This is a genomic window from Ureibacillus endophyticus (assembly GCF_024159215.1).
GTDB lineage: Bacteria > Bacillota > Bacilli > Bacillales_A > Planococcaceae > Ureibacillus > Ureibacillus endophyticus.
In genome coordinates this window covers 2,569,469-2,589,749 of the sequence record NZ_JAMYWW010000001.1, presented here as the reverse complement: position 1 = coordinate 2,589,749, position 20,281 = coordinate 2,569,469, and the positions used below count along the sequence as shown (strand labels likewise).

Sequence of the window (20,281 nt, the reverse complement as noted above, 5' to 3'; positions counted from 1 at the left end):
TTAATAGTTAATGTCTCGGGAATCTTCGTAGTTAGTGCTATTTTTATACAACAGATTACATCTATACGAATAAGCCGAGTCGTATCTGATTTGAAAGGGGTAATTTTTATGGGGATGAAAATTACAGAGAGATTAGCAGTTGTTAATGGGGATCATCATTTAAAAAATTATGATGAAACAGCTGCGACATTTGATTGGAAAGAAACAGAAAAAGCATTTAGTTGGTATACAACGGGGAAGCTAAATGCTGCGTATGAAGCGATTGACCGTCATGCGGAATCACATCGCCGGGACCAAGTAGCTCTTTATTTTAATGATGGCACTCGAAAAGAATCTTACACATTTGGTCAAATGAAAGATTTATCAAATAAGGCAGCTAATGTGTTCAAACAGTACTCAACATTAGAAAAAGGCGATCGTCTCTTTATTTTTATGCCACGATCACCAGAACTTTATTTTTCACTATTAGGTGCTATTAAGATGGGAGTAATTGTAGGTCCATTGTTTGAAGCATTTATGGAAGGTGCAGTGTATGATCGACTTTCTGATAGTGAAGCAAAAGTAATTGTTACAACACCTAGCTTGTTAAGTCGAGTTCCAGTTGAAAAATTACCTAAATTAGAAAAAGTATTTTTAGTAGGAGAAGAGATTGATGAAAATAATCATATCATTGATTTCAATAAAAAATTATCAGAAGCTTCTACTGAATTTGAAATAGAGTGGGTAGACCGTGAAGATGGAATGCTCTTACACTATACATCAGGTTCAACTGGTGCGCCAAAAGGAGTGTTGCATGTTCATAATGCAATGATCCAACAATACCAAACAGCTCAGTGGGTACTTGACTTACAAGAAAATGATATCTATTGGTGTACAGCTGACCCTGGTTGGGTAACGGGCACTGCATATGGAATATTTGGACCATGGTTAAATGGTGTAACAAATCTTATTATTGGTGGGCGCTTTAGTCCTCAAGCTTGGTATGGGGCAATTCAAGAATATGGTGTTACAGTTTGGTACAGTGCACCTACTGCATTCCGTATGTTAATGGGAGCAGGAAATAGTATTTTAGAACAATACGATTTATCTTCTCTACGCCATGTACTTTCAGTTGGGGAACCACTAAATCCAGAAGTAATCCGTTGGGGAATGGATGAACTTGGCCATCGTATTCATGATACTTGGTGGATGACAGAAACTGGTGGTCATATGATTTGTAACTATCCAACTATGGAAATTAAACCAGGCTCAATGGGGAAACCAGTTCCAGGTGTTTATGCAACAATCGTAGACGATGAAGGAAATGAAGTACCACCGTTTACAATGGGGAACTTAGCAATTCGAAAAGGTTGGCCTTCAATGATGCGCCAAATATGGGGGAACCCTGCTCGCTACGAGTCTTATTTCTTAAAAGGTGAATGGTATGTATCAGGAGACTCAGCATATATGGACGATGATGGTTACTTCTGGTTCCAAGGTCGAGTAGATGATGTAATTATGACTGCTGGAGAGCGAGTAGGTCCGTTTGAAGTTGAGAGTAAACTACTTGAGCATCCAGATGTAATTGAAGCAGGAGTAATTGGAAAACCAGATCCAGTACGTGGTGAAATTATTAAAGCCTTTATTGCATTGCGAGAAGGTGTTGAACCGTCTGATGAATTAGCAGAAGATATTCGTAACTTTGTTAAAACAGGCTTAGCTGCACATGCTGCTCCACGTGAAATTGAGTTTAAAGAAAAACTTCCAAAAACACGTAGCGGAAAAATTATGCGTCGAGTATTAAAAGCTTGGGAATTAAACTTACCAACTGGTGACTTATCTACTATGGAAGATTAATAAATTACTTTTTATATAGAAATAAATAACTATATAAAATAAATATTTATTCACCTGTCATAAAAGGGCATTTATTTGCATATGTAAATAAGTGTCCTTTTTTATATATATTCTTTCATAAATTTGGAATATATAAAAATACAGTTGACTAAATAAATATACAGACTTATACTATCTTTATCTAAATTTAGGGGTGAGTGGATTGAAGGTTGGAATTATAGGAGCAACTGGGTATGGCGGATTAGAACTAATCCGTTTTTTGCATAATCATCCAGAAGTCGAAAAGATTGAATTGTTTACATCTTCGGAGGAAGGAGCTATTTTCTCATCGAAGTATGGTCATTTATTAACAATTCATGATCAAGCTTTAAAGAAAATAGAAGCGGAGACATTATCGAAATTTGATGTGGTGTTCACTAGTACTCCTTCAGGGGTAACAAGTACATTACTCCCGCCACTTGTAGGTGTAGGACCAAAATTAATCGATTTATCGGGCGATTATCGTTTAAAAGATTTAAATGAATATGAAAAATGGTATAAAAAGACACCAGCTCCTCAGGAAATTGTAAATTTAAGTGTTTATGGTTTAACTGAATGGAATGCTGGGAATATTAAGTCAGCGGAACTAATCGCTAATCCAGGTTGTTATCCTACAGCTGTCCTACTTTCGATTTTACCTTTAATAAAAGAACGGTTAATCGATCCACAGCATCTAATCATCGATGCTAAAAGTGGAGTTTCTGGAGCAGGGAATAAACCTTCTCAATTAACACACTATAGTGAAATGAATGAAAACTTTGCTATCTATAAAGTAAATGAACATCAACATATTCCTGAAATTGAACAAGCAATTGAGATGTTTGCAGATGCTAAAACTAGCATTAGCTTTAATACACATTTAATTCCCATGACTCGTGGAATTTTAGCCACAACATATGCACCAGTTTTACCAGGTGTTACGAATCAACAACTGACTGATTGTTTACTAGAAACATATAAAAATCATCCGTTTGTTCGTGTTGTTACTGATGTAGCTTCTTTAGGTACAAACCGAGTAAAAGGCTCAAATTACTGTGATATATTCGTAAAACTAGATGAGCGTACAAATCGAGCAACGATTGTCGGTGTTATTGATAATTTAGTAAAAGGTGCAGCAGGACAAGCGATTCAAAACATGAACGTACAATTCGATTTACCAGAAAAAACAGGACTAGACGTAATACCGTTATTCATTTAAGGGGGAGACCATACTTTATGACAAACTTAATATATGAAGTTAGAAAACTTTCAAGTAAAAACATCGTATCACCAAAAGGATTTTCTGCTTCTGGAATCCATTGTGGTATTAAACATAAAAAGAAAGATTTAGCGATTTTAAAAAGTGAAGTACCTGCGAGTGTTGCAGGTGTATTTACGACAAATGCAGTACAAGCTGCTCCGTTAAAAGTTTCAAAAGAAGTAGTGTACAACACAAAGAAAATGCAAGCGATTATTGTTAACTCAGGAAATGCCAATGCATGTACTGGTAAACAAGGTATTGCAGATGCATATGAAATGCAAAAATTAGCTGCAGATAAATTAGGTATTGATCCTTCTTTAGTTGGTGTTGCGTCAACAGGTGTAATTGGGGAAATTTTAAATATGGAACCAATTCGTAGTGGTGTTGGAATGTTAAATTTAGGAAATAACCTAGAAGATGGTATTGATTTTGCACAAGCCATTTTAACAACTGACACAGTTATGAAAAATACGACTTACAGCACAATTGTTGATGGAAAAGAAGTTATCATCTCAGGTACAGCAAAAGGCTCTGGTATGATTGAACCTAATATGGCAACAATGCTTGGTTTTATTACAACAGATGCAAATATTGAATCGGATGAATTACAAAAAGCATTTTCTGAAATTACTGATTTAACTTTTAATTCAATTACTGTTGATGGTGATACATCTACTAACGATACGGTTCTTGTAATGGCAAATGGTCTTGCTGGAAACGATCCATTAACACCAGCACATCCTGATTGGGCTAACTTCTACAGTACATTAAAGGCAGTTGCTGAAGACTTAGCAAAAGCAATTGCAAGAGATGGCGAAGGCGCAACGAAATTAATTGAAGTAGAAGTTGAAGGTGCAGTTTCTGACGAAGAGGCTCGTAAAATTGCAAAAACTGTAGTAGGTTCTCCTTTAGTAAAAACAGCTGTTTTCGGTTGTGATGCTAACTGGGGTCGTATTATTGCAGCGGTAGGTTATAGTGGTGCAACAGTAGATCCTGAAAAAATTACGATTAAAATCGGAAATGCTTTAATGGTTGAAAATGGAGAACCAGTTAAGTTTTCTGAAGAAGAACTGATTAAAATCTTAAAAGCAAATGAAGTGAAAATAAATGTTTCATTAGGCCAAGGTGAAGGAAAAGGATTAGCATGGGGGTGTGATTTAACTTATGACTACGTTCAAATCAACGCATCATACCGCTCGTAAGAAAATTGTTATTAAACTTGGTGGTAGCACATTAGAAGGCTTAAATGAGGCCTTCTTTTCCAATTTCAAAAAATTACAACAAGAAGGTTATGATATTGTAATTACCCATGGTGGTGGCCCTGCAATTAATCGTGAATTAGAAAAGCAAAATGTCACTTCCACAGCTATTAACGGGATTCGTGTAACAAGCGAAGATGCTATTGGAATTGTGCAATCAACACTAGTAGGAAAAGTGAATCCTGGCTTAGTTCATGAATTAAACAAAGCTGGTATAAATGCTATTGGATTAAATGGTTTTGATGGAAATTTACTAGAAAGTGAATTTTTAAACAAAGAAACATATGGCTTTGTTGGGAAAATTAAAAAAGTAAATACGGATTTACTAAATCAATTAATTGAACAAAATATAGTTCCTGTTATTTCTTGTATTGGTGCTACAGTAGATGGACAAGCATTAAATATTAATGGAGATACTGTTGCTAGCGAAGTTGCGTTAGCGATTGGTGCTGAAAGTTTACTTCTTGTAACGGATGTTGCTGGGATTCGTATTGAAGGGGAATATCAACAAGAGGCAACAGAAGGGTTAATTAATCAATGGATTAACGAGGGTCATATTTATGGTGGAATGATTCCAAAAGTTCAAGGTGCCCTTCAAGTATTGAATGCAGGAATCCCTTCAGTTCAAATCGTAAATGATAGTTTAATAGGAACTACAATTTTATCAAAGGAGCTAGTCAAATGAGTGCGCTTTTTAATAACTACGCAAGAAGACCAATCAGTATTGTAGAAGGAAATGGAACAGTAGTAAAAGATAGCAGTGGTAAAAGCTATTTAGATTTCACTAGTGGTATTGCTGTATGTTGTTTAGGACATAGTCATCCAGCACTAGTTAACACAATTAAAGAACAAAGTGAGAAAATTTGGCATACTAGTAATCTTTTTGAAAGTCCAGGTCAAGAAGCTTTAGCTGCTAGTTTAGTAAAAGACAATCACTTATCATACGCTTTATTCTGTAACAGTGGTGCAGAAGCAAATGAAGCTGCTATTAAATTAGCCCGTAAACATACTGGTAAAAGTCATATAATTACTTTTGAAAATTCATTCCACGGCCGTACATTTGGTGCGATGAGTGCTACTGGTCAAGAAAAAATTCATAAAGGATTTGGACCATTAGTTGATAAATTTACTTATTTATCATTTAACGATGTGGAAGCATTAAATAATGCAGTGGATGATTCTGTTGGAGCAATCATGCTTGAAATCATTCAAGGTGAAGGTGGAGTAAATTCAGTCACTGAAGAATTTGCAGATGCTATTAATAAAATTTGCCAAGAGCGTAACGTTTTATTAATCGTGGATGAAGTACAAACAGGTATAGGCCGTACTGGTACGCGATTTGCCTTTGAACAAACTTCACTTAAACCAAATATTGTTTCAATGGCAAAAGGACTAGGTGGGGGATTCCCAATCGCAGGTATTTTAGCTACTAGTGAGTTATATGATACTTTTGGTCCAGGTTCACATGGAACAACATTTGGCGGAAATCCACTTGGTGTAGCTGTGGCCCAAACAGTAGTTGATATTGTATTCCAACAATCATTCTTAGATGAAGTTGTTGAAAAATCAACATACTTCGTTGAAAAGTTAGAAAATACTTTACCAAGTGATCAATTCACAATCCGTGGAAAAGGTCTAATGCTTGGAATAGATTGCGGTAAAGATGTTGCACCATTTGTAGCAAAAGCAGAAGAAAAAGGATTATTACTTGTTGCTGCTGGTCCACAGGTTCTACGTTTATTACCACCTCTAACTGTTTCAAAAGAGGAAATCGATCAAGCTGTAGCAATATTAGAAGAAGTTTTACTTTCAACAGTATTAGCATAAATAAAAAACGCGAGAATGTTGTTATCCAACATCCTTGCGTTTTTTGTATTTTACTGAACTGTTTGTTCGGGGTTAGTTGGTGGTTGTTCATTTGAACCACCGTTTTCATCTTCTGGTGGAACACCGTCAATCGGTACTTCAGGTATTGTTGGTATTTCTACATTAGATGCGATAGGATTAGAATTTGCAGACTCTAAACCAGTAATATCAACAGCTACTACTGTAAATGTACCATTGTTTGGAACTGTAACACTACGTCCTTCTCCATCACGTACGGTACTAATTAATGTACGTCCATTTGTTATATCATAAACGCGATATCCTACGACATCATTGGATCCAGATCTTGTCCAAGTAAGTGTGTTCCCTTGTAAAGTTGCAGTGACTGCTTGAGGCGCACTACTGTCTGCGTTGAAAGTAGCAGTTGACACCACTTTACCAGAAGGTAGTAATTTTGATGGGTCTCCACCTAATCTGCCTAGCATTCTTTTAGCAAAATCAGGATTAATGCCAAAACCACCACCAGAAACAACAAATTCTCTTGGTGTAGAATTTAATGGTTGATAGGCTTTTCCGTTTACTATCACACTTTCTCCAGATGCTGAAATTAGGCTATCATCAGTTTGAGAAGGGACAAATACGTTTCGATTAAATAAATCGCTACGAACATACCCAGCATTTGAACAAGCGGTTGATGGAGCCATTCCAGAAATTCCACAGAATGAAGCATATACAACATTTTCAGGTTGTTTAAATCTTTCTTTTGTACCAACAAGTTCTGGTTCTGCATCATATATTGAATTCATCAAATTTGCCCAAAGCATGTTGACACGTGTACTTGGTTGATAGTAAGTATTGTTAAATTGATAAAGTGTTTTTGGTTGATCATAACCCATCCAAACTCCTAATGTAATGTTTGGATTATAGCCAACTAGCCAAACATCTTTATATTCTTGCGTAGTACCAGTCTTTGCTGCAAAGTCTGATGAGAACTTTAACATACTCTTAGCGCGGGCTCCAGTACCGTAATCTAATACATCTCTAAGCATATCAGTTACCATATAAGATGTTTCTTTTGAGAAGACTTGTACAGGTTCTGGTTTGTGTTCATAAATTACATTACCGTCTAAATCAACTATTTTTTCGATCATATATGCATCGATAAATTGACCATCGTTTGCAAATGTTGAAAAGGCATTTGTATTTTCTTCAACCGTTGTCCCATTTGTAAGTCCACCAATAGCAGTTGCTAGATTGACATAATCTCCTTCAGATAAGCTAGAGAATCCCATTTTTTCTAAAAATGTAGCTGGTTGACGATCTAATATTGAGTCATATAAACGTAATGCTGTTAAGTTTTGTGAATGAGCCAATGCTTCTCGAGCCGGCATTAACCCTCTTTCTTCACTTTCAATATAGTTTGAAGGACTATAACCATCGTAACTGCGTGTAAATTTCACATCGACCACAGGACTACCTGCTCCGATTACACCATATTCAATCGCGGGACCATAAGCTAATAATGGTTTCATTGTAGAACCATTAGGTCGATTTGCTTGTGTAGCATGGTTAAGTTGTGAGATTTCAAAATCTCGTCCACCAACAAAGCTTAAGATTTTTCCTGTTTTATTTTCAATGACAATACTTCCAACTTGAACTGGCATTTCAACTGTTTTTTCTTCTTTTGTCTCAGGATCAGTTATTGTCGTTGTAAATGTATGTCCATAATATTGGAAATTGTTAGCTGCTTTTTGCATTGCATCATACATATCTTTATCAATTGTAGAATAAATGCGATATCCACCTGAACGTACGTTGCGATCGGCTAAAATTAAATATTTATCTTTTAAATTTTCTTCTTCAATTAGGCGTTTCGGATCAATTCCGTCCTTTTCAGCTAAAATATTTGCAATAATTTCTTTTGCACGATTTTCTAGCTCATAAGTAAGCCATGGATAATTATCTGTAGCTTGTGCTTCTGGTTCGCGGAAATCTTTTGTAATGTCATAATTTATGGCTTCTTCGTATTCCGCTTTTGTTATGTAACCTACTTCCAACATTCTGCTTAGTACGATTTTCATTCGGTCAATTCCTGGTTGTAACCCTTCTGGATCCTTTAAGACACCTTTATTTGTAAATGGTGTATGAGCAAAAGGAGCTTGAGGAATACCTGCAATATACGCAGCTTGAGGTAAAGATAAGTCAGCTGCTGAAATACCGAAAATACCTTGTGCAGCAGTTTCTACGCCGGCAATATTTTTCCCAGACGCATTTCGACCATAAGGAATAATATTTAAGTAAGCTTCTAATATTTCATCCTTCGTCATAAATTTTTCTAGTCGGAAAGCAAGTAATATTTCTCTGGCTTTTCGTTCATACGAAACTTCATTCGTTAATATTTGGTTTTTAATTAATTGCTGTGTTAATGTCGAGCCACCTGTTTGTGTGGATGAATTTGTAAAATCTTGTAATAGTCCGCGTAATACCGCTTTTGGAACAATGCCATTATGTTCTAAGAAATATTCATCCTCAGTTGCTAAAACTGCATTTATTAAAAGTGGTGATACAGCATCTAATGTTGTTTCACGACGTTCTAAATCAGTTCGAAGTTTCCCAATATAAATTTCATCGGCAAAGTAAATTTCACTTGTTTCTTCATAACTGTATATTTGTTCCCTCATTTCTTCGCCAGCGTAGAGAGGGTCATCCTTTACAAGTGATGCAAAGTAACCTGCACCGATAGCCCCAACAAAAACAATGCCTATTAATAAACTAATTACAAAAATGAGTGTTAAATTCCATAATACACTCCCAGTAATTCGTATAAATTTATAACGTTGAGATGTTTCTATTGTTTCAATTTTTTCGTTGAATTGTTCGATACGTTGTTTGAACTGTTGTAACCACTCTTTCATAAATCCACCTCCCTAAATCTTGTTTATTATAGCATAATTCGATATTATTCGAACATAAATATTGACATTGAGAGAAGAACAGGTAAAATATTTATTATAGTTTTTCAAGTGTTGAAGAGTTTGAAGTAGTGTTTTCATTCACTGTATAGAGAGCTAGCGGCTGGTGGAAGCTAGACAAAGTGGGAACATGAATTACGTTCTTGGAGCTTGAACGTCCGCGTCACGATAGACGATCTCGAGTGGGAAAGTTGTTACTTTCCAAGCTGGGTGGTACCGCGTTAACTTATATTTAACGTCCCTGCATGCAATAAAAATTGCGTGTAGGGGCTTTTTTTATTGCAACAGAGTCTATGTATAAACTATTGATTTGTAAACCAAAGATAATGAAAGTAGGAGGAAAACATCATGACAAACCAATTAATTGAAGATTTACAATGGCGTGGATTGTTATACCAACAAACAGACGCTGAAGGTATGGAAAAATTATTAAATGAGGAAAGTGTCTCACTTTATGTTGGTGTTGACCCAACTGCTGATTCAATGCATATTGGACACATTGTTCCTTTATTAACATTACGTCGATTCCAACAAGCGGGGCACCGTCCAGTACTTTTAGTTGGTGGTGCAACTGGAATGATTGGAGATCCTTCTGGAAGATCTTCAGAACGTAATTTATTAACAGCTGAACAAATTGAAAAGAATGTTGCTGGCTTAAAAGCACAAATGGAACGTATTTTTGATTTTGGCGAAGGTGAAAATGGTGCAATCTTAGTTAATAACTATGATTGGGTTGGAGGCATGAGCGTAATCGATTTTTTACGTGATTACGGTAAGCTGGTAAATGTAAACTACTTACTTGCTAAAGATACAATTGCTTCTCGACTTGAAACAGGTATTTCCTTTACAGAATTTACTTATACAATTTTACAAGGTCTGGATTTTAACCATCTATATGACAATCATAATGTTCGTATCCAAGTTGGAGGATCTGACCAATGGGGGAACATAACAACGGGTCTAGAAATTATTCGTAAAACTCATGACGAAGAAGCAAAAGCTTTTGGTATCACCATTCCTTTAGTAACGAAAGCAGATGGTACTAAATTTGGTAAAACTGCTGGTGGGGCAGTTTGGTTAGATGCTGAGAAAACATCACCTTACGAATTCTATCAATTCTGGATAAACACAGCGGATGCGGATGTTGTTAAATATTTAAAAATCTTTACTTTCCTATCTCGTGAAGAAATTGAAGCATTAGAAGTTGCAGTACAAGAAGAGCCACATTTAAGAAAAGCACAAAAAACATTAGCTGCTGAAATGACAAAACTTATTCACGGTGAAGAGGGTCTAGAGCAAGCTGAACGTATTACTGCTGCATTATTCTCTGGTGACTTAAAATCTCTTTCAGTTGATGAAATGAAAGTGGCCTTTGCAGGTGTGCCTTCTGTTGAGATTGGAAAAGAAGATAAAAACATTGTAGATTTAATTGTTGAAGCAGGAATTTCTTCATCAAAACGTCAAGCGCGTGAAGATGTAACGAATGGTGCTATCTCAATTAACGGAGAAAAAGTAACAGACCTTGATTATATAGTGGATGCAAAAGATCGTTTAGAAGATGCCTTTGCAATCATTCGTCGTGGTAAGAAAAAATATCATATGGTGAAATTTATTTAATTGATAATATTTCAGGCTAATCCAAGTTTTCTTGGGTTGGCCTTTTTTCTTTAAATCATTCTAGGAGCAGTAATAATTTTGTGTCAAAATAAAAAAGCCTTGAAACCTTGTAAGAACAAGATTTCTAAGGCTTTTATCATTTGAAAGTAGCAAATATTAACGAGAGTAGAACTCAACGATTAATGATTCGTTAATTTCAGCAGATAATTCAGAACGCTCTGGAAGACGTACAAATGTACCTTCTTTTTTGTCAGCGTCGAATGATAAGTATTCAGGTACGAAGTTGTTTACTTCAATAGCTTCTTGAACTACAGCAAGGTTTTGAGATTTTTCACGAAGAGAAATCGTTTGACCTGGTTTTACGCTGTAAGAAGGAATGTCAACGCGTTTACCATCAACTAAGATGTGACCGTGGTTAACTAATTGACGAGCTCCACGACGAGTGCGAGCTAAACCTAAGCGGTAAACTAAGTTGTCAAGGCGAGTTTCAAGTAAAATCATGAAGTTTTCACCAAGAACCCCTCTCATTTTACCAGCTTTAACGAATAGGTTTTTGAATTGACGTTCGCTCATACCATACATATGACGAAGTTTTTGTTTTTCTTGTAATTGTAAACCGTATTCAGATAATTTTTTACGTTGGTTTGGACCGTGTTGACCTGGAGCATAAGGGCGTTTTTCTAATTCTTTACCTGTGCCGCTTAATGAAATACCAAGGCGACGAGACACTTTCCAAGATGGACCTGTATAACGAGACATAGTTTTGTCTCCTCCTTTTAATTTGGTTTTTTTGTTGTAAAACAAAAACCAGTTATACCCGAACCTGATTGCATTTTATTTTCATGTACCTTCGCCCTAGCAGCCGATTAGGGTTACGCAATACACCATCTAATTCACAATAAACTTGTCTATATTAGAGGAATAAAATACAAAGCAAGCATATATAACTGCTGCGTTCATTTTACACAAAAAACATTGTATAATATTCTGCTATATGACGTCAAGAAATAATGTTTCAAAGTAGTTGGTAAAAGAAGGAATAAAGTACTTATTGCTATTAATATTACAAAGACATTATGCTATAGTAGGACTTGTATGTATCCTACAATTTTATAGTCAATAAGACATAAAAGGTGTATACTTTATTATAAGCTAATAGTAATTGATTTCGTAAAGGAAAAGAAAAGGTGATTTCATGATTGAGCATCGGCAGACATTAATTAATATCAAGTCAGATTTGTTAAGTATATGTATCAGTGCTCTTGAAAAACAAGACAGTTATTATGAATATTCCTTACTGTTACATAAATGCTTACATCAACATTTTGATATTGATCAATGTTTTTTTCTTTTATATGAAGGGGAAACATTAAAACCTTTTAACATAAATTCAACCAATGAGATAAATGAAATTCCTTGGGAAAATTTTGAATCATGGTTTGGACAACAAAAATGGGTGGAAGTACCGGATGATTTACTAATGACAAGCGAGTTTAAACAGCTCACACATATGATTTTGTTGAAAGTTGGACATTTCGATATACATGGGGTCTTATTAGTAAAATCAACGCCTAAATGGTCTGCCTTTACACAATCAGAATATTTCGAAGATTTTGTCGATGTTGTCTCAAAAACATTATCGATGATTAGTAAAAATGTCGTAGTTCGCCATAATGAAAAACAATATCGGAAGTTATATACAATGTCTGATTTATTTCACTCAACGATGGATATTGATTTGATTTTGGAAAATGTACTAATTACTATTCAAGAAAATTTCCCGAACTTTAATGTTGAATTAATTTTATCTAATGACCAAGATCGCCAGACAAAAATTCCTATAAAGCAATTTGACTATTTATCTGAAAGACCATCAGCTATTGAAGCGTTTGTGTCTGGTAAAATCATAACTGAAGATGCAGATGATTTAAACTGTACTCTTTTGAACGCACCAATTAAAGGAAGACAAGCGATTTATGGGATACTACAAGTTAGTGCACCATACTCATATTTGTTTACATCAACGCAAAAAGAGTTTATTCGAATGCTCGCCCATGCATCTGGTAATGCGCTGGAAAATGCAAAGCTTTACCATCAATCGCATCGGCTAATTAGCGATTTACAATTAATAAATGAAACTTCACATCGTCTAAATATGAGATTAGATATAAATGAAATGTTTATGTTCTTACAAAAGCAATTAATGAAATCGTTTCAACCGATGGAGTTATGTTTTGTCTTAAAAGAGAATGATGAATATAAACTAACGGAAGCTTCAACGGACTTATTCCAAATGGATGAGGGTGCTATCTATATTAATCATGTAGGTAATCATTTTAATAAAAGCCATGATCCATTGTTTATTGCAGATTTTAGTCGCCTAATTTCAAAAGATGTTCGTTATAAATCAGTAATGGCAATTCCTATGATTGTTGAACAACGTATCAATGGTTTTAGTATTGTATTACATCGTGATTCTTATTTCTTCTCCTTTGATAGCTTTAAGTTAATGCAATCTTTAATACATCATTCATCATTAGCCATTGCGAACTCAATTTTAAGAAATCAATTGCAAGAAATGGTGGATCATGATCATTTAACAAAATTGTATGCTAGAAACTATTTAGATAAATTTGTGGAGCAATCGTTACAGAATGACGATTCCGGAATGTTTTTACTTATTGATATAGACAATTTTAAACGGATTAATGATACTTATGGACATCAAATTGGAGATACGATATTAGTTCAAATTGGTGAACTATTAATGAATATCATTGACGATCGCGGAATAAGTGCAAGATGGGGTGGAGAAGAGATGGCTGTTTATGTAACAAACATCCATGAAAATGAAGCACTCCAACTTTCTCAGCAAATTGTTGATTCAATTCCAAAAGCAACAGACCCATCTGTAACGATTTCTGCTGGATTAGTATTTTGGAATAAGAAAGCACCTGCTGAGTATCAAAAAATCTTTTTACAGGCAGATACTGCACTGTATGTTGCAAAAAATAATGGGAAAAATCAAGTTTGTCTTTATGATGACTCAATGCTGTTACAATCATAAAAAACTTACTATGATTTATGAGGTGATTCTCATCATACATAGTAAGTTTTTTTGTTTTGAAAAAATATGAATTAAGTATTATAAAAACATACTAACATTAGTAGTACAAACCAAGGCCATGGTTTGTGCTACTATTTTTTTATAGTAGAAGTGAAGGAAAGTCGAACAGCTCCAGGGACGTATGAGAGTCCGTAAAAAAAACCGGCTAACTTCACATCCTTATATGAATCAGTTTAGTATGTTGGGTCCAAGAGATCGTGTATAAGAAAGTGGAATCGATAAGGCAATGTGAGGACTTCTATGATTGGCTAAAAAGGAGAATAGAATGATGAATCATGTCATTGCGTTAGATGTGAGTAAAGGGAAAAGTTCGGTAGTTATGTATAATCAATATCGACAATGTGAATATGAAGGTGAACTAAATCATACCCGAGTTGATTTTGAACGATTACATAATCGTATTGAAGAAATAACGAAGTTTGATGGACAAGCACCTGAAATTGTCTTTGAAGCAACTGGTGTCTATTCGAAATCGGTAGAAGCATTTTTAAAAAATCATGGTTATACATATAGTCGGATGAACCCGCTTGAAGCGAACCTACAAATGGCAAAAATGCGACGTCATAAGACGGATGTAAGTGATGCACACGAATTAGCGAAAACACACTTTAAAATGGAGCGTGAAACGACATACGTTCAAGAGGATTATTATGAACAGATGCGAGCTCTCACACGTTATTACGATGAAGTGGATGAAGAAATAATTTTACTTAAAAGTCGGATGCATGCGATTTTGCATATGAGCTTCCCAGAGCTTGAAAAACTCATTACACCAAGTTCTGCTTTATTCTTAAATATCGTGCAGCTGTATCCACATCCAGCACTTGTATTAGCCCATTCAAAAACAGTAATTAAAAATCATTTAAAGGCAAATACAAAAAAGAACCTTTCACTTACTCGTGCAGAGAAAAAAGCAATTGAGCTAATCGAAGCAGCGCAAAATAGTTATCCAGCCATTAAACCGACAGATGTTCGATGTGATCAAGTAAAGGATTACGCCATACGGATTGCAGAATTGAAAGATAAAAAAGAAGCGCTTGTCCAACAGATGAAGACGTTATCAAAAGAACGTCAAGAATATCTTGTATTACGTTCTATTCCTGGTGTGGGCGATTCAACCGCTTGTCGTCTGATAGGTGAAATCGGTGATATTCGCCGTTTTAAAAATGCGAAACAATTAAATGCATACGCAGGAATTGATATTATGCGTTATCAATCTGGCAACACACAATATCGGGACCGAATCAATAAGCGTGGGAATAAACATTTGCGAAAAATTTTATATTTCATGATACAAGGGATGCTTATGTTAAAAGAAAAACCCAATCATTTTGCGGATTACTATTATAAATTAAAAAAGCAACCTCAGAGAAAGCCTCATAAGGTTGCGATGATAGCTTGTGTTAATAAATTTTTGAAAGTGACCTTTCAGTTATTAACACGAGGAATCCTATACGATTATGAGTCCGCACTACCAGCTCAGAAATCGTAATAAAACGTAATACAACTATATCATATAGACCTTTCGAAAAAAATAAAAATCGTTAGGTTTTTTCGGCATGAAAAAATTAGTTTTAGAAGGGAGGGGTACCCCTCCCTTCTAAAACTAATTCATTAAAATAAAAGAAATAACTTAAATATACTTGACTAATCGTAAGAAGGAGTTGTCTGAAAAGTCATTTTGAGACAACTGCTTTGCGACGAGGATAGTGACAACCACCGCAGGAACAATAATTCATAAGAGATATTTATCAAGAAAGAAAAGAGGTGTCCAAAAAATTATTACTTTTTGGACACCTCCAGATGGTTATAAATGCTTCATTAAGGTGTTAACAAATTGCTCGAGGCCTTGACGATCTTCATCGCTGAATCGACCTTTATTTGGGCTATCAATATCTAAAACACCAATTACTTCATTATTTTTAATTAATGGTATTACAATTTCTGAATTTGTTGCAGCATCACAGGCAATATGACCGGGGAATGCATGGACATCTTCAACGACGATTGTTTCTTTTTTAGAAACAGCCGTACCACATACACCACGACCAACTGCAATTCTTACACATGCTGGCAGACCTTGGAATGGCCCTAATACAAGTTCCCCTTCTTTCATTAAATAGAAGCCAACCCAATTTATATTATTCAAAAATTGATTTAATAAAGCAGATGCATTGCTTAAATTTGCAATAGTATCCTTTTCTCCATCAAGAAGTGCATTTAACTGTTGGGATAGAGTATTATACTGTGCTGAAATAGAGCCTTCATAATTTATCTTTGAAAACATAGAGACCTCCAAATGTTGTTACTTAAAAAGTAAATGATAGTGTTGATGTAAATCTTTTACACAATGCGCATCAGAACCAAACACAATTGGTAGCTCGATTGAACGTGCATATTCAATCATTGGTAATGGTGGATAAGGTTCTTTACAAAATGTTTTACTCAAACCGGCACTGTTTACATCTAATTCATAATTTTTATCCTTCATTAATTGTAAAATTTCTTTAATGCGATCACCATCTTCAATTTGTTCACCGTGAGCTAGTTGGAATTTATGTATTAGTGTTGGATGACCTATTCTTCTTGGTTTAAATCTACCTAAATTTGCTTCAATAGATTTTATTACAGTATCATAATAAAGGTTGTACATTTCATTTATGCCACCGACTTTTTGTGCGAAATCTAAATAAACTTCTTCAGAAAAATCGATACATGTGTAAGAATCATTGAATTTTAAAAAATGGACCGATAAAATCGAGTCATCTAATGAAGGACCGACAATGTCAAGAAGTGCACGGGTTTCAGTTTCGTAACCAATTATATAATCAATTTCTAGTCCTATATTAATAGTTATATCTTTTGCATAATGTTCTTTTAATTTTTTTAAAGTTTCAATGTACGTTGTTAAATCTTTCGGCTTCATACCAGAATCCTTATCTGGTGTTGGATCTACGAAATTTGTAGGCAGTGGTGCATGTTCAGTAAATGTAATGTGTGTAAATTGATTTTCTATTGCTTTTTCAATATATAATTCAAATGCATCACTAGTGCCGTGGGGGCAAAATGGTGAGTGTATGTGACCATCTTTCTTCATAAACGGAACCTCCATATCATTATTAAAGTTTACTTTAACAAAAACCTTTATTTTTTTAAACAAAACCCAAAAAACATGGTATATTATAGTTACAAAATAGCAGGCGTAGTGATTTTGGAATAGGGGGCTTACGATGAAGTATATCATCATTGTCGTCATCGTACTATTAGCATTATTTATCGTTGGGTTATTAATCAGGCGAAAACATAATGTTGTTATACAGCGACTTGAAAAAGAAAAAATGCAAATTCAGCATTATCCAATATTTGAGGAGCTAACAAAAGTCAAAGCATTAAACATGAATGGTCAAACAGAAGAAATGTTTGAACATTGGCGAAACATGTGGACAGAAGTAATAGATGTCCATGTCATTAAAATTGATTCTATGCTTTTTGATGCTGAAGAATACATAGATCGGTTTAAATTTAAAAAAGCTTCCATTATCGAACGTGAGATAGAAGAATATATCGCAAAGTGCGAAGAAAATAAAACAAAGATATTAAATGAATTAGAAGAGTTAATTGGAAGTGAAGAAAAAAATAGAATTGAGATTGAACAATTAAAAGAACAGTATCGTTCGGCTCGTAAAACGCTTTTAGCTCATCAATATTCTTTTGGTCCAGCATTACAAGCTCTTGAAAAAAGAGTTGAGCAGTTCACACCAAAATTTGAAGAATACGATGTGCTAACAGTAGAAGGGAATTATTTACAAGCAAGAGAAATTGTCCTTCAGCTTTCGAATGAGGCTCAAGAATTGTTCAAGTTGTTAAATGAGGTTCCAAGTTTACTAACTGAAATTCAAACAAAGATACCAACTGCTATCCATGACTTAAAAAACGGGCAACGAGAAATGGAAGATCAAGCTTATTATTTAAGACATCTAGAGTTAACGGAGTATTTGGAAAGTGTTGAAGGCGAACTCGATGCTTTAAAAGAAAAACTTGCTAATCTAGAAATAGATATAGTGGGTCCACGCATCGAAGAAATCAACGATACAATTGATAACTATTATGACCTACTTGAAAAAGAAGTTATTGCGAAAAATTACGTTGATAAAAACTGTGATAAAACTTTCAGTATATTAAATGAAGTGTTAACTGTAACAAGAGAAGTAGGTAATGAAGCAATCTATGTCCAAAGTAGTTATCATTTATCTGATAAAGAAGCAGAAATCCCGAAAATCGGATTGAAGCAGCTTGAAGTCATTCAAAAGCGTTACGAATTACTTGTTACTCGTGTTCAAGAGGAGAAGTCAGCTTATTCAAGCTTACAGGAAGAGCTAATCGATATCAGTAATGAAATTGAACGAATTAAAGAAGAACAAGAACAGTTCTCAAATCGTTTGAAAAATTTACGAATTGATGAAAATAAAGCTCGAGCACAACTTGAATCATTAAAGCGTCTTTTACAAGAAACAGATCGACAGTTGAATAAAGCTAATATCCCTGGTATTCCAGAAGAAATGGATGCTCGCCTTGAAGAAGCGGAGGAACAATTATTTATTGTGATGCAAAGCCTTCAAGAGATTCCATTAAATATGCAAAAAGTTCATAGCAATTTACAACATGCAAACCATTGCATTCAAGAAGCAAATAAACATGCAAATGAAATGATTTTAAATGTAATGTTAATTGAACGTATGATTCAATATGGCAATCGTTATAGAGCGACAAATCCAAAGGTACATCAACTTTTACTAGAGGCAGAAGAAGCCTTTAAGCAATACCGGTACATAAAAGCATTAGAAGATGCAGCGGCAGCTGTTGAACTAGCTGAGCCTGGTGCAATTAAACGAATTGAAGAGCTTGTAGAAGAAGAAATGTATGCGAAAAATTAGATGGGTAGTCGTGGATTGACATAAGCGTTATAATGAAATAAAGAAATAGAGGGTGTCCAAAAAGTTAAATCTTTTTGGACACCTCTATTCTTTCTTGATAAATATCCCTTATGAATTATTGCTCCTGCGGTGGTTAACACCATCCTCGTCGCAAAGGGCTGTCTCAAAATGACTTTTCAGACATTCCTTTATTATGGATATGACATTATGCAAATTTTTAAAATATTATAGTGTCTTCTATAATCCAGCCATTAGCAAATTGAAAAGCATTTAAAAGAAGGTAGGATAAAATGATATATTTAGATAATAGTGCTACAACTAAACCTTATAAAGAGGTTTTAAATACATTTATTCAGGTTAATGAATCTTTTTATGCAAACCCAGCTTCAATTCATGAGGCAGGTGTTGAGTCTAATACTTTACTCGATCGTGCAAGAGCTCAAATGGCTAAAATTTTAGGTACAGATGACCGCCAAGTCCTTTTTACAGCTGGTGGAACAGAGTCAAATAACTTTGCGATTTTCGGTATCGCAAAAGCGAATACACATAAAGGAAAACATATTATTACTACTGAAATTGAACATGCTTCTGTTTTAGAATCAATTCGTGTACTGCAAGCAGATGGGTATGAAATTGATTATTTATCAGTAGATTCAAATGGCGTTATTTCACTACAAGAACTTCAAGAAAAACTTCGTAAAGATACGGTTTTAGTAAGTATTATGCATGTTAATAATGAGATGGGAGCAATTCAACCAATCGAAGAGGCTGCGAAAATTATTCATGAAAGCAGTCGAGCAACTTTTCATGTAGATGCTGTCCAAAGTTTTGGTAAGATGCCTATTTACTTTAAAGATGATGCAGGTCCAGACATTATATCCATTTCAGGACATAAAATTCATGGATTAAAAGGTTCTGGCGTAATCGCATTCCGTAAAAAAATGAATATTGCTCCACTTCTTTTAGGTGGAGGACAAGAATATGGATTGCGTAGTGGTACGGTTGCTGTTCCACAAGCAGTTGCCCTTGCGAAAGCTGCAAGAATGGCAGTGGAAGACCTAGAACAGTCTATGAAAAAATACCGAAAATGGCATAATGAATTAATGGAATTTTTAACAAGCTTTGGTAGCGTTATTCATATACTTTCAACTCCAAATGGTGCGGCCCATATTTTGTCCTTTAGTGTGAAAGATTTAAAAGGGGAAATTTTGATTAATGCATTACAAAAAAGGGGAATTATTGTTTCAACATCTAGTGCATGTTCTTCAAAACAGAAAAAGACTAGTCATGTTGTTTTAGCATTAAAAACACCACCCAATTTTGTAAATGGTGTAATCCGACTAAGTTTTGGTGGGCTAACTACTGATGAAGATATTCAACAATTTAAAAAAGCTTTCACTGAAGTGATGAAAGAATTAAAAGGAGAATAA

Annotated in this window: 14 protein-coding genes and 1 other annotated feature; of the genes, 10 read left to right on the top strand and 4 right to left on the bottom strand. The window is 34.8% G+C overall.

Annotation, left to right across the window (positions count from 1 at the left end; genetic code table 11):
• Positions 1–108 precede the first annotated feature (108 nt).
• From acsA to NKR20_RS12650, 5 genes are all read left to right on the top strand, one after another.
• Positions 109–1,836: an acetate--CoA ligase gene (gene acsA / locus NKR20_RS12670; protein ID WP_414674138.1), complete on the top strand. Its 1,728-nt coding sequence runs from the start codon at positions 109–111 to the stop codon at positions 1,834–1,836.
• Positions 1,837–2,038: 202 nt separating this feature from the next.
• Entirely contained in the window at positions 2,039–3,073 is a 1,035-nt protein-coding gene (gene argC, locus NKR20_RS12665) for an N-acetyl-gamma-glutamyl-phosphate reductase (RefSeq protein ID WP_211330840.1), read from the top strand.
• 17 nt (positions 3,074–3,090) lie between these two features.
• On the top strand, positions 3,091–4,317 hold the full coding sequence (gene argJ / locus NKR20_RS12660; protein ID WP_253426980.1) for a bifunctional ornithine acetyltransferase/N-acetylglutamate synthase: 1,227 nt from the start codon (positions 3,091–3,093) through the stop codon (positions 4,315–4,317).
• Positions 4,280–5,059 carry an acetylglutamate kinase gene (gene argB / locus NKR20_RS12655; protein ID WP_253426979.1) on the top strand — a complete coding sequence of 260 codons (780 nt, stop codon included), beginning with the start codon at positions 4,280–4,282 and terminating at the stop codon, positions 5,057–5,059. Before argJ ends, argB begins: the two co-directional genes overlap by 38 nt.
• A complete protein-coding gene (locus NKR20_RS12650) occupies positions 5,056–6,201 on the top strand; it encodes an acetylornithine transaminase (protein ID WP_253426978.1) in 1,146 nt (381 codons plus the stop codon). The genes argB and NKR20_RS12650 overlap by 4 nt, the downstream gene beginning before the upstream one ends.
• 50 nt (positions 6,202–6,251) lie before the next feature.
• Here NKR20_RS12650 and NKR20_RS12645 read toward each other — a convergent pair whose 3' ends face one another.
• Positions 6,252–9,116, bottom strand: a complete 2,865-nt coding sequence (locus NKR20_RS12645; RefSeq protein ID WP_253426977.1) for a transglycosylase domain-containing protein — start codon at positions 9,114–9,116, stop codon at positions 6,252–6,254.
• Positions 9,117–9,218: 102 nt separating this feature from the next.
• Positions 9,219–9,419: a binding site (T-box leader), on the top strand.
• A gap of 102 nt (positions 9,420–9,521) precedes the next feature.
• On the opposite strand from NKR20_RS12645, the gene tyrS reads away from it, so the two are divergent.
• Positions 9,522–10,790, top strand: a complete 1,269-nt coding sequence (tyrS, locus tag NKR20_RS12640) for a tyrosine--tRNA ligase (RefSeq protein WP_253426976.1) — start codon at positions 9,522–9,524, stop codon at positions 10,788–10,790.
• A gap of 156 nt (positions 10,791–10,946) precedes the next feature.
• Here the strand turns inward: tyrS and rpsD are convergent, their stop codons facing one another.
• Positions 10,947–11,549: a 30S ribosomal protein S4 gene (gene rpsD, locus NKR20_RS12635; protein ID WP_121212681.1), complete on the bottom strand. Its 603-nt coding sequence runs from the start codon at positions 11,547–11,549 to the stop codon at positions 10,947–10,949.
• Positions 11,550–11,985: 436 nt separating this feature from the next.
• Here rpsD and NKR20_RS12630 point away from each other — a divergent pair, with 436 nt between their 5' ends.
• Complete coding sequence (locus tag NKR20_RS12630; protein WP_121212682.1) at positions 11,986–13,857, top strand: sensor domain-containing diguanylate cyclase; 1,872 nt, start codon at positions 11,986–11,988, stop codon at positions 13,855–13,857.
• A gap of 328 nt (positions 13,858–14,185) precedes the next feature.
• Complete coding sequence (locus NKR20_RS12625) at positions 14,186–15,409, top strand: IS110 family RNA-guided transposase (protein ID WP_121216054.1); 1,224 nt, start codon at positions 14,186–14,188, stop codon at positions 15,407–15,409.
• Positions 15,410–15,724: 315 nt separating this feature from the next.
• Here NKR20_RS12625 and NKR20_RS12620 read toward each other — a convergent pair whose 3' ends face one another.
• Positions 15,725–16,204: a GAF domain-containing protein gene (locus NKR20_RS12620; protein ID WP_121212683.1), complete on the bottom strand. Its 480-nt coding sequence runs from the start codon at positions 16,202–16,204 to the stop codon at positions 15,725–15,727.
• Between the two features lie 18 nt (positions 16,205–16,222).
• Complete coding sequence (gene hisJ / locus NKR20_RS12615) at positions 16,223–17,014, bottom strand: histidinol-phosphatase HisJ (protein WP_121212684.1); 792 nt, start codon at positions 17,012–17,014, stop codon at positions 16,223–16,225.
• A gap of 133 nt (positions 17,015–17,147) precedes the next feature.
• Between hisJ and ezrA the strand changes: the two genes are divergently transcribed.
• Both ezrA and NKR20_RS12605 read left to right on the top strand, forming a co-directional pair.
• Positions 17,148–18,851 carry a septation ring formation regulator EzrA gene (gene ezrA, locus NKR20_RS12610; RefSeq protein ID WP_121212685.1) on the top strand — a complete coding sequence of 568 codons (1,704 nt, stop codon included), beginning with the start codon at positions 17,148–17,150 and terminating at the stop codon, positions 18,849–18,851.
• A 290-nt stretch (positions 18,852–19,141) separates the two neighbouring features.
• Positions 19,142–20,281, top strand: coding sequence for a cysteine desulfurase family protein (locus NKR20_RS12605; protein ID WP_121212686.1), 1,140 nt, complete (start codon positions 19,142–19,144; stop codon positions 20,279–20,281).

Bases quoted from the DNA above. Each gene is read 5' to 3' on its own strand.
- acsA (WP_414674138.1), top strand. From the start codon at position 109: ATGGGGATGAAAATTACAGAGAGATTAGCAGTTGTTAATGGGGATCAT.
- argJ (WP_253426980.1), top strand. From the start codon at position 3,091: ATGACAAACTTAATATATGAAGTTAGAAAACTTTCAAGTAAAAACATC.
- argB (WP_253426979.1), top strand. From the start codon at position 4,280: ATGACTACGTTCAAATCAACGCATCATACCGCTCGTAAGAAAATTGTT.
- NKR20_RS12650 (WP_253426978.1), top strand. From the start codon at position 5,056: ATGAGTGCGCTTTTTAATAACTACGCAAGAAGACCAATCAGTATTGTA.
- NKR20_RS12645 (WP_253426977.1), bottom strand. From the start codon at position 9,116: ATGAAAGAGTGGTTACAACAGTTCAAACAACGTATCGAACAATTCAAC.
- tyrS (WP_253426976.1), top strand. From the start codon at position 9,522: ATGACAAACCAATTAATTGAAGATTTACAATGGCGTGGATTGTTATAC.
- rpsD (WP_121212681.1), bottom strand. From the start codon at position 11,549: ATGTCTCGTTATACAGGTCCATCTTGGAAAGTGTCTCGTCGCCTTGGT.
- NKR20_RS12630 (WP_121212682.1), top strand. From the start codon at position 11,986: ATGATTGAGCATCGGCAGACATTAATTAATATCAAGTCAGATTTGTTA.
- NKR20_RS12625 (WP_121216054.1), top strand. From the start codon at position 14,186: ATGAATCATGTCATTGCGTTAGATGTGAGTAAAGGGAAAAGTTCGGTA.
- NKR20_RS12620 (WP_121212683.1), bottom strand. From the start codon at position 16,204: ATGTTTTCAAAGATAAATTATGAAGGCTCTATTTCAGCACAGTATAAT.
- hisJ (WP_121212684.1), bottom strand. From the start codon at position 17,014: ATGAAGAAAGATGGTCACATACACTCACCATTTTGCCCCCACGGCACT.
- ezrA (WP_121212685.1), top strand. From the start codon at position 17,148: ATGAAGTATATCATCATTGTCGTCATCGTACTATTAGCATTATTTATC.
- NKR20_RS12605 (WP_121212686.1), top strand. From the start codon at position 19,142: ATGATATATTTAGATAATAGTGCTACAACTAAACCTTATAAAGAGGTT.